This window comes from Qipengyuania gaetbuli, assembly GCF_020171365.1.
Classification (GTDB): domain Bacteria; phylum Pseudomonadota; class Alphaproteobacteria; order Sphingomonadales; family Sphingomonadaceae; genus Qipengyuania; species Qipengyuania gaetbuli_B.
Genome location: NZ_JAIUZO010000002.1, coordinates 944,262 through 969,854, shown reverse-complemented (window position 1 = coordinate 969,854; position 25,593 = coordinate 944,262). Strand labels below are relative to the sequence as shown.

Below are 25,593 nucleotides of genomic sequence, written 5' to 3'. Positions count from 1 at the left end.
ATGGCACACACCGCAAAGATCCTGCTTCTCGGTTCGGGCGAGCTGGGGCGCGAATTCGTCATCTCGGCCAAGCGGCTCGGGGCCTATGTCATCGCCTGCGATGCCTACGACGATGCGCCGGCCATGCAGCTTGCCGATGCGCGCGAGGTCTTCTCCATGCTCGATGGCGAGCGGCTGCGTGAAGTGGCCGAACTGCACCGGCCCGACTACATCGTGCCCGAGATCGAGGCGATCCGCACCGAGGTGCTGGCCGAACTGGAAAGCGAAGGCTTTACCGTCGTTCCTTCGGCCCGTGCAGCCCAGCTGACCATGAACCGCGATGCCATCCGCGACCTTGCGGCAAACGAACTCGGCCTCGTGACGTCGAAATACCGCTACGCCAAGAACCTCGACGAGGTGCACGCAGCCGCCGCGCACACGGGCTTCCCCTGCGTGATCAAGCCCGTCATGTCCTCTTCGGGCAAAGGCCAGAGCACGGTCCGCAGCGAGGAGGCACTGGAAGGGGCATGGGACTATGCCTGCGCCAACATGCGCGGCGACCGCCAGCGCGTCATCGTCGAGCAATTCATCGATTTCGATTACGAGATCACCCTCTTGACCGTCCGGCACGCAGGCGGCGTCACCTTCTGTCCGCCCATCGGCCACCGTCAGGAGCGCGGCGATTACCAGGAAAGCTGGCAGCCGACCCCGATGTCGGACGGCGCCATCGCCAAGGCGCAGGACATGGCGCGCAAGGTCGTCGACGATCTGGGCGGTTTCGGCCTGTTCGGGGTGGAATTCTTCGTCAGGGGCGAGGAGGTCATCTTCTCCGAACTCTCGCCGCGACCGCATGACACGGGGATGGTCACGCTGGTCAGCCAGAACCTCACTGAATTCGACCTTCACGCCCGCGCAGTACTAGGCCTGCCGATTCCCGACCGGATGCTGGCGCGCCCTTCGGCCTCTGCCGTCATCCTCGCCGATCGCGACAGCGAGCAGCTCGGCTACGAAGGCCTCGCCGATGCCATGGCGCAGGGCGCCGACATCCGCATTTTCGCCAAGCCGACCAGCCGGCCATACCGCCGCATGGGTGTCGCACTGGCGACGGGCAGCGACACGGACGAGGCGCGCAGCAAGGCGCGCGACGCTGCCCACAGGGTCCGGATCGTCTACGGCGACTGACTTACCAGAAAAGCCAGACATTCATGAGCCGGCCCGGGAGCGCGAAGGCGAACACGCCCGGGATCGTCAGGGCCCCCAGATAGAGGCCGAGAATTTCGTTGCGGTGGTTCTTGAAATCGCGGCGGCGCGCGCTGGCGATCACCTTGTAGCTCGACCATAGCGTCAGCGGCACGAAGAGATGGATGAAGCTGAAACTGCCGCCGGTCCTGATGAAGATCGCGGACAGGGCCGTAGTTACCATGAACGCGATCCAGATCTTGCCTAGCTGCTTGTGCCGCGCGCCGCCCTTGCGGGAAAGCAGGAGATAGCTTCCCAGGGGAATGGCCGGCAGCACCGTGCTGACATGAATGACGATGGCCAGTTCGCGGATGTTGGGATGCGCGGGCGCCAGTCCGGTCAGTCCGCGGAACAGGGCAATGAACGCGAAGGAAGTCAGGGCAGCGGCGACCAGCATTACGGCGAACCTCGTGCGCGTTCCGATGTCGAAGCCTGCAGCGGGCATTGCCTTGTTCCTGTCGGCCGGGATTGCAAGCGAGGTCATTCAGGGGTCCTTTCGAAGTCGTCTGCCCCCTTTGCTGGCAGCTTGCCGTTCGCGTTCAACGCGCCCTTCGCCGACTGCACACCGACTTCGCGAAATGCGCGTAATTCCGCGTGCTTGCCACTTTACGATGCGCGAATGGGCGCTACTTTGGACCGGATGACGGGATCGACCCAAGCAGGCAGAAAGCACATCGTTCGCAAGATCGTGATCGATTTGGCGATCATGACCGTGATCGGCGTGATCCTGGCCCTCATCGGACCGTTCGGCAGTTTCGAACTACCGATTGCAGTGCGGCTGGTCAGCTGGGTGGCCTTTGCCTGGATCGGATATGCGATCTACTCGCCTGTCAGCCTGCTTGTCACACGGCTGCATGACTGGCTCGACCTGCCGACAGCGGGCTTGTGGTTCACCGGCGCCATGCTGGCGACCGTCCCCATGACGGCGGTGGTATGGGTCATGAACCATATCGGCGGCCCGATCCCGTGGCCATCGCTTGAGCGGTTTTTCGAACTCTACCTCTATGTGTTCGTGATCGGCGGAGGGATTACCGGCTTTTTCGTCCTGACCGACCGGGATGGTGGCAATCCCGCTCCCCTTCCGGATACGGCGCCATCGCCGGATGCGCAGGACGGGCCGCGCTTTCTCGACCGCCTGCCGCCGCATCTCGGCACGCAGCTCCTCGCGCTGGAGATGGAGGACCACTATGTCCGCGCCCACACCGCGCTGGGTAGCGAGCTTGTGCTGATGCGCCTTGGCGATGCCATTGCCGAATTGACGACAATCGAGGGCATGCAGGTTCATCGCAGCTGGTGGGTCGCGCGCGACGCGGTGGAGGATGTCAGGCGCGAGGATCGCAATCTCCGCCTGTTGCTGTCCAACGGGATCGAGGCGCCGGTTTCGCGCAACCGTGCAAACGATCTCAGGGATGCAGGCTGGCTGTAGCCGCTTGCCGTAAGGTCCGGCCCGCCGTAAGCGGCCCCATATGACGACTTATCCCAAGACAGCGCGCCTGATGCAGCGCGGCGCTGAGTTCCTCGGCAGCGAAACCGCCATCCTGTGCGGTGCGATGAGCTGGGTATCCGAACGCAACCTCGTGTCGGCCATTTCCAATGCCGGCGGCTTCGGCGTGATCGCCTGCGGCGCGATGACGCCCGAACTGCTCGAGACCGAGATCGCCGAGACGCAGAAGCTGACCGACAAGCCTTTCGGCGTGAACCTCATCACCATGCATCCGCAGCTGTTCGAACTGATCGACGTGTGCGACCGCGCCGGGGTCAGCCATGTGGTGCTGGCAGGCGGCATCCCGCCCAAGGGCAGCGTCGAGGCCATCAAGGGCGGGGCCAATCCGGCTAAGGTCATCTGCTTTGCGCCGACGCTGGCGCTGGCCAAGAAGCTGCTGCGTTCAGGTGCGGACGCGCTCGTCATCGAAGGGATGGAGGCGGGCGGCCATATCGGCCCCGTCTCGACCAGCGTGCTGGCGCAGGAAATGCTGCCGGAACTGGCGGAAGAACACCTTATCTTCGTCGCCGGCGGGATCGGCCGCGGCCAGGCGATTGCCGGATACCTCGAAATGGGCGCAGCCGGTGTGCAGCTGGGCACGCGCTTCGCAGCGGCCAAGGAAAGCATCGCGCACGAAAACTTCAAAAAGGCCTTCTTCCGCGCGAGCGCCCGCGATGCCGTGGCCAGCGTCCAGGTCGATCCGCGCCTGCCGGTAATTCCGGTGCGCGCGCTGAAGAACAAGGGCACGGAAGAATTCACCGCCAAGCAAATCGAGGTGGCCGGACGGCTCGACCGCGAAGAGGTGGCGATGGACGAGGCCCAGCTGCAGATCGAGCATTACTGGGCCGGCGCCCTGCGGCGCGCGGTCATCGACGGTGATGTAGAGAACGGCAGCCTGATGGCCGGTCAGTCGGTCGGCATGCTCAAGGAAGAAGAGCCGGTGGCGGACATCATCGCCAAGCTCATGGCGCAGAGCGAGGAAGCGCTCAGCCGCCGCTGACCAGTAAGGGAAAAGCCGTCAGGCGAGCTCGTCCAGCTTGCGCGTCGCGTCGTGCTGGGTGAGCTTGATCCGGCGCGCGCGCCGGTCGTGCGGGTCGAGTTCCGAGGTGACGATACCCTTGGCCTTCAGCCGTTCCAGCGCGAGGTAGAACCCGCGGTAGGAAGAGCCGGACGCCAGAAGTAATTCCTTAATCCTCGATTCACCGTGAGAAATAAGGTGGATGATGATCCGCCCTTCCACGGTGAATACCTGTATGCCCGCCTGCCCGAAGGCGGCGGCGAATTGTGACAAAATCTTCTTCACTTGCCCCGACCAAACAATAGCTGCGCGATTAAACGCGCAGTATAAATCATATCCCCAGTTTACTCTCGGTCGACGACTTGAAGGCGTAGAGACCAATAGCGCTTACCGGTTATTTTATGAATAATCCGGTATCAAGTGCATCTTGTATATCTAATATAGGACCTCAAAACAAATATCAATAGTAAATCAAATCGCGTAGCCCCTCTCCAACTGGGCCCTAGGGTCGCCTAGTTTTAAACAAATGACATATTACCTTTTGAGGGGTTTTACTTATGCGTACTATGAATAATGCGGGTCGCGCTATCTGCGCAGGCCTGATGACCAGCGTCGCAGGGGGCGCGCTGATCGTCGCAGTCCCGGCTTCGGCGCAGTCTGCTGAAACCTGCTTCCGTGACAGTGGCGGCAACGTGTATTGCGACGAGCCGAACGATTTCGACTACCTCGCCAGCACCTATGGCTACGCGGGGATCAACGACGGCGCATACGACAACCTCGACAGCAAGATCGAACAGACCGCTCCGAGCGAAGCCGAAGTCGAAGCTGCCCAAGCCGAACTCGACGCTGCCAACGAGAACGCAACGACCCTGACCGACGCGCAGTCGGCTGTCGAAGCGTCGCTGACCGACGAAAATCTCGAAGCATTCGCCGATGTTGACACGGCAGAAGCAGCCCTCGCAAGCGCGCAGGGTGCCGAAGCCGCTGCGGGTAACGACCTCAACGACGCGCAGGTCGCTTTCGACGTTGCTGCGGATGACCTGACCGATGCCAACCAGGGTGTCACCGCTGCCCAGGTCGCGATTTCGGACGCACAGGACGCCGTCGACGCTGCCCAGGCCGCTTACGACGCCGACCAGACGCCGGAAAACCTGGCTGCCCTGAACGCAGCGCTCGCCGATCGTGCCGATGCCCAGCTGGCCCTCGTGGACGCGGAAGAAGCTCGCGCCGACGCGCTTGCCGCTGCAAACGCCGCTTCGGCAGACCTTACGGCTGCCCAGACCGCGTTCAACGACGCAGTCGACGCACGCGTTGCCGCTGCCGACGACCTGTCGGATGCGCTGACCGCACTCGACACCTCGCTCGCTTCGAACGACGACTTCGTCGATGCGATCACCGACGCCGGTTACACGGCTGACGCTGCGGGCCTGACCACGCTGACCGGCGATGCCGAAGCAGCGACGGTTGCCGCTGCGGTCGAGCAGCAGCAGTTCGACGCTCTCGACGATGCGACCAACACCTACATCCGTGCCCAGGAAGTGCTGGTTGCAGCTGCCGAAAACGAAAACGCTGCCATCGCAGCCGCTTCGCAGGCTCTCCTTGGCGACCCGCGTGCCGACGAAACCAATTCGGAAGTCGAAGTGATCGCCGCCCTCGTCGACCACGAAGGCCGTATCACCGCCAACGAAGCGACCCTCGTCGACCACGAAGGCCGTATCACCGCCAACGAAGCGACTCTCGTCGACCACGAGACCCGTATCACGGCGAACGAAGCGACCCTCGTCGACCACGAAGGCCGCATCACCACCAACGAAGCCAACATCGCCAGCAACACTGCGCGTATCACGGTGGCGGAAGCGACCCTCGTTGAGCATGATGCTCGCATCACGACCAACGCGACCAACATCGCCAGCAACACCGCCCGTATCGTGGTGGCAGAAGCGACCCTCGTCGAGCATGACGAGCGTATCACGGCCAACTCGGCTGCGATCGTCGCTGAAGCCGAAACCCGCGCTGCTGCCGACGCGCAGCTGCTCGAGCGTATCACGGCTGAAGAAAACGCCCGCATCGCTGCAGACAATGCGATAATGGCACAGATCACCGACCTGGGTGGCCGCGTCGGCGCGATCGAAACCCGTATCGACCAGCTCGATGACCGCATTTCGAGCTCGACCGCTACGGCGATTGCCCTTGGTGGCATGGGCTTCCTGCCCGACACCAAGTTCAATCTCTCGGTGGCCGGCGGCTTCTATGAAGGCGCCAATGCCATCGCCGCCAACGCGGGTATCCGCGTCAGCAACAACATTGCCATCACTGCCGGTATCGGCGGTGGCCTGAACAAGGACGGCAAGGTTGGCGGCCGCGTCGGTGTGATCTTCGGCTGGTAATCTCCGACCAGACGGACGATCCGTCCAGGGAAAGCGGCCCGGGTACTATCCCCGGGCCGCTTTTTCGTTTGCCCGGCAGGCTGCAGGGGTAAGAACCCCGCCTGTGCGCCCCTAAAGCCAATAGCGCTTGCCTTGGCGCCGCCCGCGCCCGACCAAGGCGCCATGTCACAGCCCCTTGTCCTGACCCTGTCCTGCGCCGACCGTCCCGGCATCACCGCGCGCGTCGCCTCCTTCCTGTTCGAGCGGGGCGGCAACATCCTCGAAGCGCAGCAGTTCAACGACCGACAGTCCGATGCCTTCTTCATGCGCGTGGAGTTCGATCCGGGACAAACCTCGCGGGAGAGCATCCGGGAAGACTTCACCCCGCTCGCCGACGAACTGGGCATGCAGTGGAAGCTCGCCCTGCGCGACCGCCCGCGCCGCGTCCTCATCATGGTCAGCAAGTTCGACCACTGCCTTGCCGACCTGCTCTATCGCTGGCGGATCGGAGAATTGCCGATGGACCCGGTGGCCATCGTATCGAACCATCCGCGCGAGGCGATCGAGCACACGCACCTCGGCGACATCCCGTTCCACCATTTGCCGATCACGCGCGACACGAAGGCACAGCAGGAAGCGCAGGTGCGAGCGATTGCCGAGGAAACCGGCGCGGAACTGGTGGTGCTGGCGCGCTACATGCAGATCCTGTCGGACGAGCAGGCGGCGCATTTCGCAGGCCGCTGCATCAACATCCACCATTCCTTCCTGCCTGGCTTCAAGGGTGCCAAGCCCTATCACCAGGCGTACGAGCGCGGGGTGAAGATGATCGGGGCGAGCGCCCATTACGTGACCGCCGATCTCGACGAAGGACCGATCATCCATCAGGCGGCCGAACCGATCAGCCATGCCGACAGCCCCGACGAACTGGTCCGCAAGGGCCGCGAGATAGAAAGCAGGGTGCTGGCCGAAGCAGTGCGGCTTCACCTCGAGGAACGGGTGCTCCTCAACGGCAAGCGCACGGTGGTCTTCAGGGGCTGAGCAATTCCCGCCATGGCCGTGCCCGCGGATCGTCGCTGGCCAGCGGATCCCATTGCCGTGCCATCAGCGCGCGCGCCTCGCTTTCCTCCATGCCCTGTTCGCGGTGGAGCAGGTAGAAGAAGGCCGAGACGCGCCAGTTCATGATGCAATGGACGTGGACCGGCCCCTGCGCCGCCGCGAGCGCCTGCTTGAAGACCTCGAAGTGGTCGGCCTCCGGACGGTCGAACGGTATCGGTATGTGCGTGTAGGCGATGCCCTCGGCCGCCATCAGCGCAGCCTCGCCGGCAAGAGCTTCGGGATGATCGTCCAGCGCCAGGTTGATGACGTCGCTCACGCCGAGGGCGGCAAGGCGCGCGGGGTCTTCCGGTCCGAGCCGGCCCGAGGTCGATATCCGCGCCGACAATCGCTGCCAGCCACGGATATCGACCGGGTCGGTCACCTCAGCGCCGGGCCACGCGGCCCTTTGCCTCCAGCGCTACATCCTCGTTGGCGCGCTGGAGGACGTAAAGCCTGATCGCCTCGATCTCCTCGCGGCTGAACTGCTTGTTCCATGCAACCATGCCGTTCTCGGCCAACAGTCCATCGTGGACGACCTGCTGCCACAGGTCCTTCTTGCCCAGCGATGACGCGTGGCGGAGGTCGGGATTGAGGCTGCCCGCGACCGCCGAGACGCCGTGGCAGACGCTGCAGCTGTTGGCGTAGAGCTTCGCGCCCAGCGCCACCTGCTCGGGCGTGCCTGCCGGAGCCGGCGGGTCGAGCACCAGCGCAGGCGTCGGCTTGAGCGGCGGCAATTCGCCGGTTGCCCCCAGCTTGAACACGAGAAGCCGGCTGACATTGGGCGTAATCCCGCCACCGAGAGCGCCGGCAGACACGTCCCACACGCCGCCCCAGCCGACCAGCACGGCGACATATTGCTCGCCATCGATCGCATAGGTCATCGGCGCTGCCAGAACGCCGGTTTGCGTTTCGAACGACCACAGCTGGTCGCCAGTGTCCGCCGTATAGGCACGGAATTCGCCGGTGGAGGTCCCCTGGAAGACGAGGTTGCCCGCTGTTGCCAACGTACCGCCATTGGTCGGGCTCGACTGCGGCACCTTCCATTTCACTTCGCCCGCGACCGGATCGAAGGCGACGAGCGCGCCATTGAGTGCGGCCTTGGTCGCATCGCGGATCGCCTGGTCGGCCGGGATTGCCCCGCCGCTGACATCGATGCCGAGCTGGAAGCCCGTTTCGCCCGGCTCCCAGTTCGGATCGTGCGCGTAATACTGCGGTGTGTTGTTGGTCGGGATGTAGACGAGGCCTGTGTCGGGGCTGTAGCTCATCGGCGACCAGCTATGCGCGCCGACCGCCCCGGGCACGCCGACGAACGGTTTCCCGGTCCGCTCGTATTCCGCTTCCGGATTGACGTTCGGCTTGCCCGTCACAGGATCGAGCCCGCTCGCCCAGTTGATCCCGTCGACGAAGGGCTTGCCCGAGATGAACTCCCCCGTTGCCGCGTCGAGCACGTAGAAGAAGCCGTTCTTCGGCGCATGCATAACCACGTGGCGCGTCTTGCCGTCGATGGTCAGGTCGGTCACGGTGATCTGCTGGTTGGAATCGAAGTCCCAGCGATCCTCCGGTGTCTCCTGGAAGTGCCAGACATACTCGCCCGTGTCCGGCTTCACGGCCACGATCGAGGCGGTGTAGAGGCTGTCCCCGGCACCGTCGGTGTTGCGATAGGCCGGGTTCCACGGCTCGGCATTGGCGGTGCCGAAATAGACGAGGTCGGTGGCCGGGTCGTAGGTGATCGAATCCCACACGGTGCCGCCGCCGCCCAGCTTCCACCACTCGCCGCTCCAGGTCTTGGCGGCCCGCTCCATCGCCTCGTTCTCGAAACCGTCGGCCGGGTTTCCGGGTACGGTGTAGAAGCGCCACAACTCGTCGCCGGTATTGGCATCGAAGGCCGCGAGATAGCCGCGGGTGAAATATTCCGCCCCGGCCGAACCGATCAGCACGCGCCCCTTCACGATCCGCGGCGCGCCGGTGATGGCCATCTTCGAGCCTTTGGGGATGGTAAGCTTGTCCCACACCACAGCGCCGGTCTTCTGGTCGAGCGCAACCAAGCGGCCGTCGAGCGTCGCGACATAGGCCTTGTCGCCATAGAGCGCGATGCCGCGATTGACCGCGTCGCAGCACACTTCGACCAGCTTGGAGCGCGGCACTTCGGGGTCGTATTCCCATTTGAGAGCGCCGGTCTTCGCGTCGTAAGCCTTCACTTTGCTCCACGCGGTAGTGATGTAGAGCGTCCCGTCATGCATCAGCGGGGTGGCTTCCTGCCCGCGCGCCGTGTCGAGATCGGCCGACCAGGCGAGGCCGAGCTCGCCGACATTGTCCGCGTTGATCTGGGTCAGCGGGGAGAAGCGGCGCTCGTCGTAGTCGCCGCCATAGGTCAGCCATTCCTCGCCATTCCCGGCGGCAAGCATGGCGTCGGTCACGCCTTCCGTGGCCAGCGTCGGCTCGCTGCTGCTCATGTTGCAGGCGGACAGCGAAAGCGCGGCCAGCGCCGCAATCGCGATATGTCGCATTACCCTCTCCCCATTGGCGACGTTCGGTCGCTCTATGAAACCTATCCTGCCGTGCCCTTGCGGGCTTGTCCATCGCCCAATCGCCTCTAGGATGCGCGGCGGGCGGGGCAGAGGAGACTGAAAGCATGTGCGATGAGAAGCAGCTGGCCCGGTGGGCCCGCCAACCCTTGAACCGCCGCACCTTCGGGGCAGGCGCCCTTGCCACCGCCGCAGCAGCCTGCACGTCGATGGACGGGGCCACGGAAAGCGCCGCCGATGCCCCGGCGCTGGTCGAAAACACAGTCAGTTTCCGCACGCCCGACGGGGTGATGGACGGCTTCTTCGTCCATCCCGGCGAAGGCAGCCATCCGGGCGTGATCTTCTGGCCGGATGTCGCGGGGCTGAGGGAATCGAAGCGGCAGATGGCCCGCCGGCTCGCTGGCGAGGGTTATGCCGCCCTCGTCATCAATCCCTACTACCGCGATGTCGCAGGGCAGCAATATGCCGACTTCGCCAGCTTTGCCGCGGACAACGGCTTCCAGAAAGTGCGCCCGTGGCGCCAGAGGCTCGATTCGGCGGCAGTCGGATCGGATGCGAAGGCTGCTGCGTCGTGGCTCTTCGGGCAGGCCGCGGTCGACAGCAGCCGCGGCATCGGCACCGAAGGCTATTGCATGGGCGGCCCCTTCACCGTGTGGAGCGTTGCAGCCGACCAGCGCATCCGCGCAGCCGCCAGCTTCCACGGCGGCGGGCTCGTTCGCGATGCCGATACCAGCCCGCACAAGATGCTGCGCGGCGATGCGCATTACCTGATCGCGATCGCGCAGGACGACGATGCCGAAGCGCCCACGCACAAGGACACGCTGCGCATGGCGATGCGCGAGGCGGGGGCCAACGCCAAGGTCGACGTCTATGCCGGGGACCACGGCTGGTGCGTGCCCGACAGTCCGGCCTATGCGCCCGAGGCCGCCGAACGCGCCTATACCGACAAGCTCGCCCTCTACCGGGCGGCGCTCTGACGGGTAACCGCTACCTCAGGCGCTGAGCCGTTCAGCGAAGCGGCCGTGCTTGCGGTAGCGGGTCATCCACTTGTCGAGGAACAGGCCCACCGGCTTGGGCTCGATACCGAACTTATCGAAGCCCGGATGCTCGCCCGAGACGGTGTTGCCCTGCGCCAGCAGGTCCCACTGGTCGCGGCTCATCGGCGTGCCGGGCAGGGCGGCGAAGGTGGCCGACAGCGCGTCAGGCATGGGCAGGAACGTCCGCTTGCGGCGCTGCGCTTCGGCAATGCGCTCGTTGATTTCGAGCATGGTCACTTCCTCGGGGCCGCCGAGTTCGAAAGTCTTGCCGCCGAATTGCGCGGGATCTTCGAGCGAGCGGGCGACCGCCTCGGCGACATCGTCGACATAGACCAGCTGCAGCTTCTTGTCGGGCCCGAACACCGGCAGGACCGGCAAGGTCGAGATCAGGCCGGCAAACATGTTGAGGAAATTGTCGTCCTTCCCGAACAGGATCGACGGACGCAGGATGGTCGCTTCGGGGAACGCCTCGCGCACGCGCTTCTCGCCAAGGCACTTGGCCGAGGCGTATTCGTTGCGCGTGTCTTCGTCCGGCTCGGCAGCGATCGCGCTGACATGCACGAAGGACATGGCACCGGCCTTTTTCGCTGCCTCTGCCATCCAGCCCGGCGCTTCGCCCATGAGCCTGCGCAAATTGCCCTCGAACGATCCGACGAGGTTCACCACGGCATCCGCGCCTGCGATGCACCGTTCCACGCTGGCGCGGTCGGTCGCATCGCAGCGGGCGAACTGCATCTGGCCGAGATTGGCGAGCGGCTTCAGCTTGAACGCCTTTTCCGGATTGCGGCTGGCGATCCGCAGGCGCGCACCGCGTTCGAGCAGGGCCTGCGCCACGTAATTGCCGATGAATCCGCTGCCGCCCATGAGCACCACGAGCTTGCCGTTCAAAGCGCTGTCTTTCGCCATCGAAATTGCCTGTCTTTCCTGGTCTGGAACTGTCGCTGCGCCCCTAGCCGTAACCCTTGCGCTCCTGCAAGCGTTCCTGCCTTTCGCCGCGACGCGATTGCAGTTGACAAGAATCGTCCCCCTTCGCTAGTGGCGCGCTCCTACCCGCGGACCGGCGCAGATGACCGGCCCCGCAAAGTGTGCCCAGATGGCGGAATTGGTAGACGCACCGTCTTCAGGTGGCGGCGCTCGCAAGGGCGTGGAGGTTCGAGTCCTCTTCTGGGCACCATTTGTTCTTCTCACGTTCTCCCAAATAATCTATAAAACCCGCAGAAATCCTAGGGATTTGGCCCTTGGATCGTCCCGGAACGTCCCGCGAAATCTCGGGGGTTCCCGACATTTTTGCGGGCCTTTTGCGGGCCTTTGCGAAAACCACATTGGGAAAGGGCCCGCACATGCCTCTGACCGAAACCCGGCTTCGCGCCCTCAAGGTAAAAGACAAGTCCTACAAGGTTGCTGACCAGCGAGGTCTCTACGTTGAGGTCACGCCCGCTGGCAGCAAGCTGTGGCGATTCCGATACCGGGTCGGCAAGATCGAGAAGAAGCTCTCGATCGGCAGCTACCCCGAAGTCAGCCTCAAGCAAGCGCGCGATGCCACCTACGAGGCGCGCCAGGCTGTCGCTTCAGGCGGCGATCCCGCGCTGGAAAAGCGCAAGCGGAAGATTCGGGAGGAGTTTCTCACCGCGCAGACATTTGCGACGGTCGCGCGCGAGTACATCGAACAGTTCATGGTCCAGAATGGTCGGGCCGAAGCCACGATCATCAAGGCCAACTACTTTCTCGATCAGCTTGCACCTGCCATCGGCAACCGACCCATCAATGATATCGAGCCATTCGAAGTGCTCGCCCCGCTCAAGCGGCTGGAGGCAACCGGTAAGCACGAGACTGCCAAGAAGTGCCGCTCATTCGCTGGCCGAGTATTTCGCTACGGTGTCGCAACCACCCGCTGCAAGGCCGATCCGACCAGCATGTTGAAAGGCGCACTCGTCACGCCGAGAGCGACACACTACGCGGCGATCCTTGAACCCAGAGAGCTGGGCGGGCTGCTGCGCGCCATCGACGATTATACCGGTTACATCGTCACGAAGTTCGCCTTGCAGATCGCCCCGCATGTCTTTGTGCGCCCCGGCGAACTCCGGCACGCCGAATGGCATGAGTTCGACCTGATCGACGGTGTCTGGAAGATCCCAGCCGGCAAGATGAAAGCGCGCCGACCGCACGCGGTCCCACTTTCGAAGCAGGTTGTCGGCTATCTCACCGACCTGGCCGAACTGCTTGGCTACGAGGGATATGTGTTTCCGTCTGCTCGAAGCTCCAAACGTCCTATGAGCGAGAATACGCTCAACGCCGCCTTTCGTCGCATGGGCTTTTCGAAGGAAGAAGTCACCGCACATGGCCTGCGGGCGACAGCATCAACGCTCCTGAATGAGTCTGGCCTTTGGAATCCGGATGCGATTGAACGTGCCCTGTCGCATGGCGACAGCAATGCAGTGCGCGGCATCTACCACCGCGGCAAGCACTGGGACGAACGAGTTCGCATGGCTCAGTGGTGGAGCGATCACCTCGATGAGCTCAGGGCGGGAGGCAAAGTCATTAAAGCCAGGTTTGGGTAGGTGACAGGCGACGAAATATGCCTCAATCTCGCAGTCCACTGACAAGCAGAAGAAGACGAATTTCCCTGAGGCGCGTCGAAGCTCGGCAGGTTTCGATCTGCACAGGTTTGCCTTCGGAATGTTTCATTCCAATCCAGGTGTGTCTAACGATGCCTGCAATGGAAAACGATGTGCCCGACATGATAAAGAGAAGACTGCCTAGGGCCCTGCGCGAGAAGCTTGCTCTTTGCCATGAACAACCAGAGCGAGTGATGTTCCTCGATATCGAGACCACCGGTCTAAGCCACTACTATGATGAAATCACCGTTGTTGGCTGGGCGATGGATGGGCGTTCAGGAACCTTCATAAAGGGAGATGATCCAAAGCCAATGCTCGAAGCCGTCGAGCAGGCCGTTTCGCTGGTCACGTTTAACGGAATACGTTTCGATGCGAAATTCCTTGAACAGGAATTTCCGACTATCCAGTTACCAGAGCCTCATATCGACCTCATGTACCTTTGCCGCCGGGTCGGTCTGAAAGGTGGTCAGAAGGCAATTGAGCAAGAACTTGGCGTCAATTTCAGAGATGACATTGAAGGCGTTGATGGTTTCGCAGCAGTGCTTCTTTGGCACCGGTATCTCAGAGGTGAACTGGACGCGCTTCGGACCTTGATTACCTATAACCGGGCGGACATCGCCGCGATGGGAGCCCTGTTTGATCATGCCTTAAAAAGGCTCGGTTTCGAAGCCGATCTCCTGAGCGAACCTATCGATTTTGTGGACTTGTCCGCTCCGCAAGATCGGCATGTTTTGCCTGAAATTACAGGGGTATCTGGTAGTGAATTGGCGAGGGCGCCCACCTTTCGCGAGCTGTTCAGTGGGATGAAAGCCGAGTTTTCGCGAGTCGTCGGAATTGATCTGACTGGCTCAGAGAAGCGCCCATCAGGCTGGTGTGTTTTAAACGGGCATCGGGCTGAGACGGCAACCTTATCAAGCGATGAAGAGATTATTGCTGCAACGGTTGCAGCTAACCCTGAGCTAATCTCGATAGACTCGCCCCTTTGCCTCCCAACCGGACGCTTGTCCGTTTTTGACGACGATCCTGGTCGTGATCGATATGGAATCATGAGGGTTTGCGAACGCGAGCTGAAACGCAGGGGGGTCAACGTCTACCCCTGCCTACTTCCGAGTATGCAGAAGCTTACGGCTAGGGGGATCAAACTTGCCCAAGAGTTTCGCAAGCTCGGCTTCCCAGTGATCGAGAGTTATCCAGGTGCCGCGCAAGACATCATGAGAATTCCCCGGAAGGGGGCAGGTGAGGAATGGCTAAAGTTGGGGCTGAGCGAGTTCGGCATTGATGGTAGATACGTGCGCCAACGGGTGACCCACGACGAGCTTGATGCGATTACGTCTGCGCTCGTTGGGACCTTTCACCTTGCTGGCTTGTCAGAGTCGCTCGGTACGGAAACAGAGCCGCCCTTAATAATCCCACGCCTTCAGCGAGAAGAACTGCCTTTCGTAGTGGGTGTGAGTGGGCCGATCGCAGCAGGAAAGACGACGCTCGCGAAGGGGCTAGAAGAACTTGGGTTTGCCTACACGCGCTTCAGCCTAGTGATTGACGATCTGTTGCGGGAGTGTGGCCAACCGCTAGATCGCAGGCATCGACAGGAAATGGGAGCAGAGATCAATCGCAGTGGACGCCAACGAGAATTGGCGGAGAAAACGATTGCCAGGGTTTCAACGGCTGAACGGATTGTTGTGGACGGTTTGAGGTTTCCAGAGGATCATGCCTTCTTGAGGGAGCAATTTGGTTATCGCTTCTTCCATATTTTCGTCGATGCTGATGAGGAAAGTCGGCGAAGCCGCTACTCCAAGCGAGACGGTGGGAGCCCCACGGTCGTTGGATCAGTGTTCGACGAGGCTTCTGCGTCAGATGTTGAGCAGAAAGTTTCGGTGATGCGACCTCTCGCCGAACTCACTATATACAATAATGGACGCGAGCGAGATATGCTTTCAAAAGTGACTCGATTGCTCGAGGCCCGGGAAGCGGAGATTTAAATGCCAGTATCCATTGTCGTAGGCGGCCAATTTGGCTCGGAGGGCAAGGGTAAGGTATCTCTTGAACTGGTACGAATGGCGACTGCCCCACGGGTCGCGGTCGTAAGGGTTGGCGGCCCGAATTCGGGCCATACAGCATATGATCGGTCAGGGCAGAAATTTGCATTAAGGCAGCTGCCTGCAGGAGCAGTTGATCGCAACGTTGACGTGGTGTTCCCTGCCGGATCGTTCATCGACCTTGATGTTCTTCAGGACGAAATCGAACTCCTAGACTACCCGCGTGATCGAATTCTCATAAGCCCATACGCGAACATCATCACTCCTGAGCAGAAGGCCTGGGAAGTCGATGCTGGCTTGGTTACAGGAATTGGATCGACCGGGAGTGGTGTTGGAGCTGCGATTATGGCCTCGGTGGCTCGCGAGGCTGCCAACTTCCCACTCCAGAGGCATGAAGCTCAGCATTGTGAGCCACTGGAGCAGTATCTCTGCGACACAACCTTGAAAATGCGTCAATGGTTGAACGGCAAAGCTCGCATTGTAATTGAAGGAACTCAGGGATTTGGCCTGTCGCTCTATGATGGTGGGTTTTGGCCGAAGGCAACTTCCAGATGCACGACAGCAGCGTCAGCTCTCACAGAGACTGGGTTAAGTCCGATCGACGTTGATGAGGTCGTTCTCGTTTTAAGATCATTCCCTATTCGAGTCGCAGGGATGTCTGGCCCATTGCCTAATGAGACTAGCTGGGAAGAAATTGCGAAATCAGCTGGAATTGACCGGAGCATCCGAGAGTTCACAACTGTCACCAAAAATCTGCGTCGCGTGGGAGAGTTTGATCCTGATGTGGTCAAGTCAGCGATTTCTGCGAACAATCCGACTGCGATCGTGTTAAACCATATGGATTACATTGGTGATGAAAGAGAAATAGTCGATCAATCATCAAAAGTGACAGAATTCATTTCAAGGGTAGAGGACGAGGTAGCGGCGAGGATTGCTTATGTGGGCTTTTCTGGGAAAGCTATTATCGATCTTCGTTCGGCAAAGTGCGCCGCGGCTATCAGAGCGTAGCAAAGTGCCTTTCAAGCTAGCAGAGAACGATGCGGAGCGGCTCGCCGCTCCATTTAAGATGAGGGCGGGCCAGAAGGCAGCCCCGGACCCTTGCGGCGATATTCCAGAGGCGCTCCTTTCGGCCGATCATATCATTGAGTATGTAGAGAAGACCGGAATGATCGCTCCGTTTGATGGAGAGAATTTTAGAAAATCTCCTCTTAAAGCAGCTTCATATGAGAGCAAGATAGGGAAGTGTGCCTATCAGTTCGAAAAAGGTAAAAATTACCCTACAACGATATTTGATGGAACTCAGCAATTTCTAACGGTTCCAGCCAATTCCATCGTTTTTGTGGAATCGGAGATTTTCTTTAGGCTTCCACCATTCATTGCTGTCCGTTTTAACCTTCAGATTAATCACGTTCATCGTGGGCTGCTTCTAGGCACTGGGCCGCTGGTCGATCCTGGATTCTGGGGCAGGCTTTGCATTCCGCTCCACAATCTTACCAATGAAGACTATCTCATACCTAAAGAAGACGGACTGATATGGATTGAATTTACAAAGACCTCCTCCAACCCGGAGCATGGGCGACCGCCTTCCAATACCGAATTTCCCGAAATCAAGGATTTTATCCTGAAGGCCGCAAAGCCACAGATCCCATCGGATGCGCAGCCAATCTCAATCCGTAGTTCTATCCCCGACATGGTGGAGAAAGCAGACCAAAAATCGCAGGCAGCAGCTGACTCCGCCAAAAAGTCGGAGCAGAGCGCTCAAACAATGCGTAACTATAGTGTCGGCGGTGTGATCGCAGGCGCAATCGCGGTCGTGACCTTGGCGGCAACGGTATTTGGAATATCTATCGACTACTTTACAGGAAACCGCTCTCAAATCAGAGAATTACAGGGAATCGTGGCTGAGAACGGTGAGCAATTTGATGACCACGTGGAAGCTGTCGACGCATTCGGGGGAGCTGAATTGGAGGCGAGGGCAACCACGTCAGCGCTTCGGGCCCAGATCGAATCTCAGGAAAATGAAATCGAAACACTGAGAGCCGAAATCGACCTTCTTCAATCACAAGTTAGGCGCCTAGCTCCTTCAAACCCTGAAGGCAGCGAGAACCCGAACTAGAGAGTTAGCGACGCTCCGTTCAGCCTTAGCCACTCCTTTCGCAGCCTGAAGTTTGGCAGTACCTTGTCAACCTCATTCCAGAATGCATCGGAATGGTCACGATGCCGCAAGTGGCAGAGCTCGTGGACCACGATATAATCAATGACGGTTTGCGGAGCCATCAGCGTTTTCCAGTGGAAGTTGAGTGCTCCTCCTTTGCCGCATGATGCCCAGTGATATCCTAATTCCTTCACTGCGATTTCACCAGGAGAGACGCCAACCTTCGGCGCGAAGAGAGCAACCCTCTCGCCAAAGACTTTTCGCCCTTTCACTATGTAGAAGTCCCGAAAGGCCTTCCGCGCCCCCGCTTCCCCGGCATCCGCAGCGAACTTTTCGCAAAGCTCCCAGCGCCCATTCTTCAAGGTAAGCGGTGCCTTGGCATTGTCGACAAATTTAAGTCGATAAGATCGGCCAAGATAAGCAAAGCCCTGCCCCTGGGCGATAGGTCTCGTCCGTCTGCTGGAATTCAAGCTTTCCCACTCGGCGAGCGATCGATGGACCCAGAGCGCTCGATCAGCGACCGCTTGGCGGACCCTTCCATCGTCGATTTCGTTCGGCGCTCTTACGATAACATCGCCGGACCGCTCGATTACGATGTCCGCGGTTTTTCGGTCGCTGCGAATGAGTGTGAACTCGATGTCTTGCGCACACATCTTCATGACCGCAACAACTCCGCGTGACGTTTTTCCGCGAGCTTCGTTAGCTCGACTGCAATCCGCAGGTGATTGTCTTGCACCGGAGCAATTCCTGAAACCATGACCTCCGTATCGATGTCGGCTCTCAAACGACGAACCTGATCCGGCTTCCTCCAGAAATCGACGATGGCGATAGCCTCTTGGACAATTTCGACGATGCGCGTTGCCAGAGCATCAAGCAGAACCGCGTCCTCGTTGGAAAGCGTCATGCCGTCGCCGATCAGGTCCAACAAGTTCGCCCGGAATACTTGCACTTCGGCAGGCTGCTCAACGCCTTCGTCCCCTCGACCAGCCCTGATTTCCGCCCGAAGCTCTTCATAGTGTTCCGCCAGAGCTTTCCAATCGTCGCCATGCTTGGCGATGAGGGTATCGAGCTTTTCGCTCATCCGCTTGAAGAAAGCAGGGTCTTCATCGAAGTGTATGGTGCAGTGCTTGCGGATGGCGTGCTCCATCTCGCTCGCTTTCGCCCGCGTACTCTTTCCGGCATGTCCAGTGACATGATCGACAAACTCCGGGTCGAGAAGTTCGATCGGCGGTATTTGCGGATCGATGCCCAATTCGACGAGGTGGCGGTTGATCAGTGCTGCGACCTTCTCACCAACGCCCGCGAAGTTGATGGAATCGTCCTTGTACCGTTCTTTCGCCATGCGCATCAGATAGCCAAGGCGCCTGGCCGGGCCGCGATACTCATGTGCCGCCTTGCCTGGCAAAACCAGATCGAGACTCATCAGGAACTTCTTGAGGAATACCTCAAAGTCGGCCCGTGCCTTGATGTTCTCAAGCGCATCGACCGCTTTGTGAATGACCGATGCCTCCTCCTCGGCGCCAGCTAGAGACGCCGTCAGAAACCTTTCAATCTCATTCACACCGAGGCCCTGAAAATGCTGAAGCAATCGGCGATAGCGCTCTTCTAGGATCGGCAACTCTGAGCTGACATTCTGCAACCCGGCCTGAAGATCTTCGAGTTCTTCGTCCGCATAGATCTTGAGCGCATCGGTCAAATGATTTGCAAGACCGATATAGTCGACGATGAATCCTCGCCGCTTCCCGTGTGTTACACGGTTCACGCGGGCGATCGCCTGGAGCAGATTGTGCTCTTTCAGCTTCTTGTCGATATACATGACTTGCTCGATTGGAGCGTCGAACCCGGTCAGCAGCATGTCGCAGACGACGAGAAATGCGACGCCGGTGTTAGTCTTTTCGTAGTCGTCGGGCTCAAAAGGCTTGCAGAAATTCTCGACAGCATTTGCCGCCTTTGCCTCCTTCCGCGCATTGGTGATCTCAGCCGATTCATTCGTTCCGTCGGAGGATATGACCACCGCCACCTTCAGAAATGCGATGCGCTTGATCGCTTCGTCATCTGGTTCCGTTTTGGCCCGCTCAACCTCTAGCCGTTCATTCAATGCTTCGCGGAGAGCCTTCTGGTATCGCACGGCGGCAAGCTTTGAATTGCAGACCACTTGCGCCTTGAAGCCATTGGGCAGGATGTTGTCGATATAGTGATTGACGATATCGCGAGCGATTGCAGCGATCCGGCCTTCTGCTTCCAGGATATCTCCAGTCGCGCCATACTTCTTCTTGATCGCCAGCAATTCCTCGGGCGTGCGATCCGCAAAGAGATCTTCGAACGCCTCATCGAACTCGGCCTTGTCCCGCAGCGCAGTGTTGGCAGTGCGGCCTTCGTAGAGGATCTTGAGTGTCGCTCCGTCCTCGACCGCATCCATTAATTTATAGGTGTCGATGTACTCGCCGAAGCGCTTGACGGTCTTCCTGCCTGCATGGCGGTCGGTAATCAGAGGCGTACCGGTGAAGGCCACGCGCGCGGCATTGGGGAAGGCTTCGAACAGATTGTCACCCATGTCGCTGCCCTGCGTGCGGTGGGCTTCGTCGACCATGATGAGGATACGGTCTGACTCGTTCACCGTGCCGAAGTTTTCGGCGCTCGGTGGCGGGGCATAACGACCCAGCTTTTCGCGCAGACCGTCGGAAAGCTCTTCCTTCGCCTCTAGGAATTTGTGGACCATCACCATGTTGATGTCGGAAGCGGGCGAGGCGAGTTGGCCGCGCACATCGGCGCGGCTTTCGATCACATTCACCTTGCCGCCGATCAGCTTTGCGGTGGCGGAGAGCTGGTCTTCCAGATCAGCCCTGTCGACCACCATTAGAATCTTGAAGTCGCTTAGATCGCTGGATGCGCGGAGCATCCGTCCGACGAAGACCATCGTGAGCGATTTGCCCGAACCCTGAGTGTGCCAGACAACGCCGCTGCGCTCTTCGCGCGATTGTCCATTGCGTAGCCGCTCGACAATCTTCCGCGCAGCGCGGTGCTGTTGATAGCGGGCGAGTACCTTGATCCGCTTGCCGTTTGGCAAGTCCATGAAGACCGAGCAGGTGCGCAGCATGTCAAGAAGGGCGTGAGGGTTGAACAGGCCTTGAGCCAGTTCTTCCTGCGAACGCACGACACCGAGCGGTGGATCGATCTCGGAATATTGTTCAGGCCAGATATTGCGCCAGCTGTAGAAATGCTCAGGCGCGCTGGTGATCGATCCGAATTCCGCCGCTTCCCCGCAGGTGCGCACGACCGCCAGGTTGGTGTAGAACAGCTTTGGCTCGCCTTCGCGCAGGCCAGCCGCCTCGGTTTCGGGCCGTGCGCCGCGATAGCGTTGCAGTTGGACGAAGGCCTCGTGCATCGGGTTGGCAGTGTTGGCATCGCCAATCTTTCCCTCGATCACCACGAGCGGCAGGCCGTTCACGAACAGCACCACGTCTGGAATGATGAAGCCCTTCACGCAGCCCGGCGTATCGACGCGGAACTGGTTGATTGCGTGGAAGGTGTTGCGGGCGGGATCGGCGAAATCGATCAGGCGGACAGTCGGGTCTTCCTCGCCCGTCACTTCGTTACGATCGACCTGCGCCTTGAACAGCAGGGCCTGGACCGTCTCGTTTGCTTCCAACAGGCTGCGATTGGGCTGGCGGTAGATGTCGTCGATCAGCATATCGAGCTGACGGTCGGTCAGCCATTCCCCGCCGTCCTTGGTGCGGTTGAGCGCGCGGATCGATTGGCGAAAGGCGTCGGGCAAGTGCAGCTGGAGGAAATTGGTGCGGAGCGATTTTGCCGGATTGGTCGGGATACCACTACCCTGGTCGATCGCCGTCCAGCCCAGCCCTTCGAGCTGGTCCAACAGCGGCTTTTCGACATGGGCATATTCGCTCATGCTGGCTCCTTCTCCAGAAGAGGCTCGACGGAGACAGCGCCGGTCAGGAGATTTTGCATTAGGCCAGCTTTTTTGAGCCGAAGCTTAGCCAACTCATCCCGCATTGAAGCCAAAGCGCCACTTGAGGAATTATAGCACTGAAGTATCCGCTCCTGCTCAGGCAAGGTGGGACGTGGCAGTCGGAGGCGTTTCAAGGTCGATGACTGAATGGCATCCATAATCCCCCCCTGTGATTGCTGGCGAAACCACGAAAGCACCCACGGAGCGAAGTTAAGCTGCCAACAAACCAATTCAGGAATGACTTTGGACTTATCGAAGGTCATGGTCCATAAGTGTTTGGACGATAAAAGATCGCCATGGCCATCAGGAATGATGCAGCATCTGCCCACCGTGCCCATTATTGTGATAACAACATCGCCAGGGAGTGCGCGATAGCGTGAAAGCTCCAGAAACTTTCTTGGCGTGACAAAGCGCGAGAAGCTGGCCTCGAAACGCTCTGCATGGATGTTGTCGATGCCGAGTAGCGGGATGCCGATCTCGACCAGTTCGTGCTTAAGGAGCGCACTTCCGAATGGCCCGCTTCTCATAGGTGTAGGGCCGTCGGCCAAAAGAGATTGCACCTCGGGTGCAGACCATTCTTTGGGCAACCACCCAAGTTCGGTTTCGTGGAAGAGATGTGGGGCAACGTCGCGAGGCGGGCGCAGTTCGCCGTTTTCGTCCACGCCGCGCGTGAACAGGTCTTGCATCAACCCTGCTCGCAGTCGCTCCTGCTTCGCAATCAACGCGTTCGTCGCCTCAATCTGGGTGTCGATGCAATCAAGAACGTCGCAGATTGCCGTCTGTTCGATTTCGTCCTTAGGATATCGGAGTTCCAAAATCCGTCCGAGATCTTTTGGGACGTGCGGGACACCTGTCCCAGTACGCCTTGCCTGGATCCAGTCGAAATTTTGCCGAAGCAAGTGGACCAAGTAAGCGCCGCTCATGTCGCTCTCTGGGCGTAAGCGCATAACTGTCGAAGAGATGACGCCATCTCGACCAGGACCGACAAGGCCGCTCCGTTCACCGTCCCATAGCATCAGCGCATCACTGGAAAGACAATCGATGCCCTCCTGCGGCTTTGCCCAGCCGTCTGAGCCGCCGGTGAGTGATGAAGCACCTAAGTATGGAATATAGCCGTCGAGCGGAAATTCCGAAGTGTCGACCTTCTTGCCCTTCTTGAAAGAGGCCAACTTGCCGAGAGGCTTCTCAACCCACTCAGACATATCCAAGGGCCTTCAAATACCCGTCCAGCTCACTCGCCGCGTTAGCGCGCTGGCCTTCGATATCGCGCAGCGTCACCGCATATTTGTCGTGCAAGTTCTCGATGGCCGCTGTCACCGCGCGGCGGTCTGCCTCCAGATAACGGCGATAGGTGTCCTGAACGATCCGGTGGAAGCGCTTGAGGATTTCATCGCGCGCTTCCTCGCGGCTGATCTTTTCGCGGGCCTTTTCGACCAGCTCGTCCTTCTTCTTCTCCGCCGTGCGAAGTTCTGCCTTCAGCTCCTTCGCTTCATCCTCCAACGCCTTGTGCGCGGCCAGAGATGCCTGTGTGTGTTGCAATCGCGCGACGAGTGCTTCTCCATCCTCAACCAAGGCTGCCACGGGATTAGCAAATAGACTTTCGACATTGCCCGCGACGACAATCTGCAAGGTTCGTCGAGCGCTATCGAAATCGGGCGCTGACTGGGTTCCACCGATCTTCACGTCCCCTTTTTTGACCCCCTTGGGCCAAGCGTCGCGAACATCGAGATCGATCTTAATGAGCTTTACCTGGTCCTTCGCCTTCTTCACCAGGCCCTTCAAGGCCGCCTTGGCAACCTTCTCGTCCTCCCTAAGAGCAGAGACGTTTTCACTACCCAGAACGCCGGTATCGTCTTCGTCCTCGAAATCCTCCTCATCTGCGGCGGAGAAGAGCGCATTGAGCTCGTCGATCCGCGCCCGTTTTACCGCCATTTCCTCGATCAATTCGGGGAACATCCTCTCAAGGATTTCATTGTCCGGGATCAACTCAGGCCCCCAGCCGCTGGCGGCAATGGACTTCAAATCGACCTTCAGGCCGTCGATTGCCTTGGCCATCGCGCCCCGCAACTGGAAATCATTGAGCAGCGTCTGGTCGCCAAATGCCTGATCGATCGACGCCACCAACGCGCGGCGCACGGCATAGACATTGCCACCGCTCTGTTTCCCATCGCCCGGTTCGATCTGCTGAATTGTCGGCAGGTTCTCGGACCACCACGCGTCCAGCCGTTTCATGAATGCCGCGTGCGTCGAGGTGATGCTTTGGTGCTCGCGAACCAGCATGGCAATGTCCCGCCGCGTCCCGATGGCACCGGCGAAGTCGCAATACTTCGGATCACCCGCGCGGGGAATGAAACAGCTTTCCCGTAGGTCGGGATAGTTGCGCCAATAACGCTCCAGTCCATCGACCTCTGCCGTCGGTACGCCGCCATGAATATGGGCCCGCACGTCCTGCGGTTCGGGCGGCGGCGCGTTGTCGACATAGCGGCGAATGTTACAGTTGTAGTCTTCGCCCTTGATCTCGCTCCGCGGCACCACGCGGGCATAGCCGGGTACATCCTTGCGCTCGCGATAAACGTGAACGATTTTCGCCATATCTTCCGGGCGGAGGAAGTTTTGCGCCTTGCCTTCGCGGTATTCGCGGTCGGCATTGATAAACAAGACATCGTCTCGCTCGGCAGCGTGCTCTTTGTTCATGACCAGGATGCAGGCGGGGATGCCGGTGCCGTAAAACAGCGAAGGCGGCAGGCCGATCACTGCATCGAGCCAGCCTTTGTCGATGAACTGCTTGCGCGCCTCCTTCTCTTCTCCGCCACGGAACAGGACGCCATGCGGCATGACGCTAGCCATTCGACCGTTCGCCTTCAGCACCGCAAGCATGTGCTGGACGAACATCATGTCCGCTTTCTTGCCCTTCTCAGGCATCCAGACGGAGAAGCGACCGGGCGCTTCCATGTCCTTCTTGCTGTAGTTCTGGCTGAACGGCGGGTTGGCGAGGATGCGGTCGAAGCGCATCAGTTCGCCTTCCCCGTCACGGTGCTGCGGGTGCTGAATTGTGTCTTCCTGCCTGATATCCGCCGATTGGATATCGTGCAGGATCATGTTCATTTTGCAGATCGACCAAGTCGTGCCGATCTTCTCCTGCCCGGCCAGCGTAAGGTCTGTTGGATTTCCGCCAGTGTCACGAATATAGTCGCGCGACTGGATCAGCATGCCGCCCGAACCAACCGTTGGGTCATAGACCGACATGCCGGGTTGAGGGGCGACAATCTCGACCATGGTGCGCACGACATCGGCGGGCGTGTAGAACTCGCCTGCTTTCTTCCCGGCGGAGTCAGCGAAGTACTTGATGAGGTATTCGTAGGCCGCTCCGAGGAGGTCGGGGAACTCAAAGTTTTCGTCACGCAAAGGGATCTTTTCGAAGACCTGGATGAAGTCGACCAGCGTGTCGTCGCTTAGCGTCCGCTGGCCGATCTTGCGGTTGAAATTGATATGTTCGAGGACGTCTTCGAGCTGGTCTTTGTTGTGGCGCTCAAGCTCGCCGAGCGCTGTGTTGAGGCCGTTGCCGACATCATCCTTAAGGTGACGAACCGTCTCCCATCGCGCTTCTGGCGGGACGAAAAAGGTATACTGATCGGGGTTGTTTAGCGCGGCCTCCAACCGGTCGCCTTTAAGCCCGCGGTCGCGAAGTTCCTTCGCAAGCCTTTCGCGCTGCTGATCGAACAGGTCGCTGCACCTTTTCAGGAACAAAACGCCAAAAATGTACTCCTTGTATTCGGAGGCATCCATGTTGCCTCGAAGCTCATCGCAGGCTTTGAACAGCAGGCCGGTAAGTTGTGATAGGGTCAGCTTGGTCATGGCTGATCTATGGCATGAGGAAGACTCACTGGCTACGCCCTCATACCTGAATTCAATGGCCATTCCGGCTCTTATTCCAGCGGACAGTCGCAGGATAATATCGCGCGAATTTGTACCGCATAGACACAGGAAACACCTTGCGCACATTGGAACTTGACAGGCACACCGTACGCATCGCTGATGCAGAAAGATATTGTTTACCAATATCTTGCTCGACCTT

At 59.8% G+C, this 25,593-nt stretch carries 19 protein-coding genes and 1 tRNA gene; 11 read left to right on the top strand and 9 right to left on the bottom strand.

The genetic code is table 11. The annotated features are described in order from the left end of the window. Window positions 1–1,161 carry a formate-dependent phosphoribosylglycinamide formyltransferase gene (gene purT / locus LCL94_RS05305; RefSeq protein WP_224831300.1) on the top strand — a complete coding sequence of 387 codons (1,161 nt, stop codon included), beginning with the start codon at window positions 1–3 and terminating at the stop codon, window positions 1,159–1,161. Between the two features lies 1 nt (window position 1,162). On the opposite strand, the gene LCL94_RS05300 is transcribed toward purT, so the two are convergent. Beyond that, complete coding sequence (locus tag LCL94_RS05300; protein WP_224831299.1) at window positions 1,163–1,702, bottom strand: DUF2306 domain-containing protein; 540 nt, start codon at window positions 1,700–1,702, stop codon at window positions 1,163–1,165. Between the two features lie 156 nt (window positions 1,703–1,858). On the opposite strand from LCL94_RS05300, the gene LCL94_RS05295 reads away from it, so the two are divergent. Then, on the top strand, window positions 1,859–2,644 hold the full coding sequence (locus tag LCL94_RS05295) for a LytTR family DNA-binding domain-containing protein (protein WP_224831298.1): 786 nt from the start codon (window positions 1,859–1,861) through the stop codon (window positions 2,642–2,644). 40 nt (window positions 2,645–2,684) lie between these two features. Beyond that, a complete protein-coding gene (locus LCL94_RS05290) occupies window positions 2,685–3,701 on the top strand; it encodes an NAD(P)H-dependent flavin oxidoreductase (protein ID WP_160608311.1) in 1,017 nt (338 codons plus the stop codon). 18 nt (window positions 3,702–3,719) lie between these two features. Here the strand turns inward: LCL94_RS05290 and LCL94_RS05285 are convergent, their stop codons facing one another. Continuing rightward, window positions 3,720–4,004 carry a MarR family winged helix-turn-helix transcriptional regulator gene (locus tag LCL94_RS05285; protein WP_224831297.1) on the bottom strand — a complete coding sequence of 95 codons (285 nt, stop codon included), beginning with the start codon at window positions 4,002–4,004 and terminating at the stop codon, window positions 3,720–3,722. Between the two features lie 272 nt (window positions 4,005–4,276). Here LCL94_RS05285 and LCL94_RS05280 point away from each other — a divergent pair, with 272 nt between their 5' ends. Both LCL94_RS05280 and purU read left to right on the top strand, forming a co-directional pair. Beyond that, the gene (locus tag LCL94_RS05280; protein ID WP_224831296.1) at window positions 4,277–6,106 is read left to right on the top strand and encodes a YadA-like family protein; all 1,830 of its coding nucleotides are present in this window, start codon (window positions 4,277–4,279) and stop codon (window positions 6,104–6,106) included. A 162-nt stretch (window positions 6,107–6,268) separates the two neighbouring features. Then, a complete protein-coding gene (gene purU, locus LCL94_RS05275; RefSeq protein WP_224831295.1) occupies window positions 6,269–7,123 on the top strand; it encodes a formyltetrahydrofolate deformylase in 855 nt (284 codons plus the stop codon). On the opposite strand, the gene LCL94_RS05270 is transcribed toward purU, so the two are convergent. Continuing rightward, window positions 7,113–7,562 carry a protein tyrosine phosphatase family protein gene (locus tag LCL94_RS05270; protein WP_224831294.1) on the bottom strand — a complete coding sequence of 150 codons (450 nt, stop codon included), beginning with the start codon at window positions 7,560–7,562 and terminating at the stop codon, window positions 7,113–7,115. The two genes, purU and LCL94_RS05270, sit on opposite strands and share 11 nt — an antisense overlap. Window position 7,563: 1 nt before the next feature. Next, entirely contained in the window at window positions 7,564–9,687 is a 2,124-nt protein-coding gene (locus LCL94_RS05265; RefSeq protein WP_224831293.1) for a PQQ-dependent dehydrogenase, methanol/ethanol family, read from the bottom strand. A gap of 125 nt (window positions 9,688–9,812) precedes the next feature. Between LCL94_RS05265 and LCL94_RS05260 the strand changes: the two genes are divergently transcribed. After that, complete coding sequence (locus tag LCL94_RS05260; RefSeq protein ID WP_224831292.1) at window positions 9,813–10,682, top strand: dienelactone hydrolase family protein; 870 nt, start codon at window positions 9,813–9,815, stop codon at window positions 10,680–10,682. A 15-nt stretch (window positions 10,683–10,697) separates the two neighbouring features. Here the strand turns inward: LCL94_RS05260 and LCL94_RS05255 are convergent, their stop codons facing one another. Then, window positions 10,698–11,648, bottom strand: a complete 951-nt coding sequence (locus tag LCL94_RS05255) for a complex I NDUFA9 subunit family protein (RefSeq protein ID WP_224831291.1) — start codon at window positions 11,646–11,648, stop codon at window positions 10,698–10,700. 181 nt (window positions 11,649–11,829) lie between these two features. Between LCL94_RS05255 and LCL94_RS05250 the strand changes: the two genes are divergently transcribed. The 5 genes from LCL94_RS05250 to LCL94_RS05230 all read left to right on the top strand — a co-directional run bounded on the left by LCL94_RS05250 (window position 11,830) and on the right by LCL94_RS05230 (window position 17,509). Beyond that, a tRNA-Leu gene (locus tag LCL94_RS05250) sits at window positions 11,830–11,916 on the top strand. Between the two features lie 166 nt (window positions 11,917–12,082). After that, window positions 12,083–13,300 (top strand): tyrosine-type recombinase/integrase, encoded by a 1,218-nt coding sequence (locus LCL94_RS05245; RefSeq protein ID WP_224831290.1) that lies wholly within the window; start codon window positions 12,083–12,085, stop codon window positions 13,298–13,300. 149 nt (window positions 13,301–13,449) lie between these two features. After that, window positions 13,450–15,336, top strand: a complete 1,887-nt coding sequence (locus LCL94_RS05240) for a ribonuclease H-like domain-containing protein (protein WP_224831289.1) — start codon at window positions 13,450–13,452, stop codon at window positions 15,334–15,336. Then, window positions 15,337–16,401, top strand: a complete 1,065-nt coding sequence (locus LCL94_RS05235) for an adenylosuccinate synthetase (RefSeq protein WP_224831288.1) — start codon at window positions 15,337–15,339, stop codon at window positions 16,399–16,401. Continuing rightward, window positions 16,331–17,509 carry a hypothetical protein gene (locus LCL94_RS05230; RefSeq protein WP_224831287.1) on the top strand — a complete coding sequence of 393 codons (1,179 nt, stop codon included), beginning with the start codon at window positions 16,331–16,333 and terminating at the stop codon, window positions 17,507–17,509. The genes LCL94_RS05235 and LCL94_RS05230 overlap by 71 nt, the downstream gene beginning before the upstream one ends. Here LCL94_RS05230 and LCL94_RS05225 read toward each other — a convergent pair. From LCL94_RS05225 to LCL94_RS05210, 4 genes are read right to left on the bottom strand one after another with little or no spacing between them, the layout of a single operon-like run. After that, window positions 17,506–18,207, bottom strand: coding sequence for a M48 family metallopeptidase (locus LCL94_RS05225; protein WP_224831286.1), 702 nt, complete (start codon window positions 18,205–18,207; stop codon window positions 17,506–17,508). The two genes, LCL94_RS05230 and LCL94_RS05225, sit on opposite strands and share 4 nt — an antisense overlap. Beyond that, on the bottom strand, window positions 18,204–21,458 hold the full coding sequence (locus tag LCL94_RS05220) for a type I restriction endonuclease subunit R (RefSeq protein ID WP_224831285.1): 3,255 nt from the start codon (window positions 21,456–21,458) through the stop codon (window positions 18,204–18,206). The genes LCL94_RS05225 and LCL94_RS05220 overlap by 4 nt, the downstream gene beginning before the upstream one ends. Beyond that, on the bottom strand, window positions 21,455–22,720 hold the full coding sequence (locus tag LCL94_RS05215; protein ID WP_224831284.1) for a restriction endonuclease subunit S: 1,266 nt from the start codon (window positions 22,718–22,720) through the stop codon (window positions 21,455–21,457). The genes LCL94_RS05220 and LCL94_RS05215 overlap by 4 nt, the downstream gene beginning before the upstream one ends. Next, window positions 22,713–25,373, bottom strand: a complete 2,661-nt coding sequence (locus LCL94_RS05210; protein WP_224831283.1) for a type I restriction-modification system subunit M — start codon at window positions 25,371–25,373, stop codon at window positions 22,713–22,715. Before LCL94_RS05210 ends, LCL94_RS05215 begins: the two co-directional genes overlap by 8 nt. Window positions 25,374–25,593 lie beyond the last annotated feature (220 nt).

What these genes read in the sequence shown, in the direction of transcription:
- purT (WP_224831300.1), top strand. Translation starts at nt 1, where the DNA reads ATGGCACACACCGCAAAGATCCTGCTTCTCGGTTCGGGCGAGCTGGGG.
- LCL94_RS05300 (WP_224831299.1), bottom strand. Translation starts at nt 1,702, where the DNA reads ATGACCTCGCTTGCAATCCCGGCCGACAGGAACAAGGCAATGCCCGCT.
- LCL94_RS05295 (WP_224831298.1), top strand. Translation starts at nt 1,859, where the DNA reads ATGACGGGATCGACCCAAGCAGGCAGAAAGCACATCGTTCGCAAGATC.
- LCL94_RS05290 (WP_160608311.1), top strand. Translation starts at nt 2,685, where the DNA reads ATGACGACTTATCCCAAGACAGCGCGCCTGATGCAGCGCGGCGCTGAG.
- LCL94_RS05280 (WP_224831296.1), top strand. Translation starts at nt 4,277, where the DNA reads ATGCGTACTATGAATAATGCGGGTCGCGCTATCTGCGCAGGCCTGATG.
- purU (WP_224831295.1), top strand. Translation starts at nt 6,269, where the DNA reads ATGTCACAGCCCCTTGTCCTGACCCTGTCCTGCGCCGACCGTCCCGGC.
- LCL94_RS05265 (WP_224831293.1), bottom strand. Translation starts at nt 9,687, where the DNA reads ATGCGACATATCGCGATTGCGGCGCTGGCCGCGCTTTCGCTGTCCGCC.
- LCL94_RS05260 (WP_224831292.1), top strand. Translation starts at nt 9,813, where the DNA reads ATGTGCGATGAGAAGCAGCTGGCCCGGTGGGCCCGCCAACCCTTGAAC.
- LCL94_RS05255 (WP_224831291.1), bottom strand. Translation starts at nt 11,648, where the DNA reads ATGGCGAAAGACAGCGCTTTGAACGGCAAGCTCGTGGTGCTCATGGGC.
- LCL94_RS05245 (WP_224831290.1), top strand. Translation starts at nt 12,083, where the DNA reads ATGCCTCTGACCGAAACCCGGCTTCGCGCCCTCAAGGTAAAAGACAAG.
- LCL94_RS05240 (WP_224831289.1), top strand. Translation starts at nt 13,450, where the DNA reads ATGCCTGCAATGGAAAACGATGTGCCCGACATGATAAAGAGAAGACTG.
- LCL94_RS05235 (WP_224831288.1), top strand. Translation starts at nt 15,337, where the DNA reads ATGCCAGTATCCATTGTCGTAGGCGGCCAATTTGGCTCGGAGGGCAAG.
- LCL94_RS05230 (WP_224831287.1), top strand. Translation starts at nt 16,331, where the DNA reads ATGTGGGCTTTTCTGGGAAAGCTATTATCGATCTTCGTTCGGCAAAGT.
- LCL94_RS05225 (WP_224831286.1), bottom strand. Translation starts at nt 18,207, where the DNA reads ATGAAGATGTGTGCGCAAGACATCGAGTTCACACTCATTCGCAGCGAC.
- LCL94_RS05220 (WP_224831285.1), bottom strand. Translation starts at nt 21,458, where the DNA reads ATGAGCGAATATGCCCATGTCGAAAAGCCGCTGTTGGACCAGCTCGAA.
- LCL94_RS05215 (WP_224831284.1), bottom strand. Translation starts at nt 22,720, where the DNA reads ATGTCTGAGTGGGTTGAGAAGCCTCTCGGCAAGTTGGCCTCTTTCAAG.
- LCL94_RS05210 (WP_224831283.1), bottom strand. Translation starts at nt 25,373, where the DNA reads ATGACCAAGCTGACCCTATCACAACTTACCGGCCTGCTGTTCAAAGCC.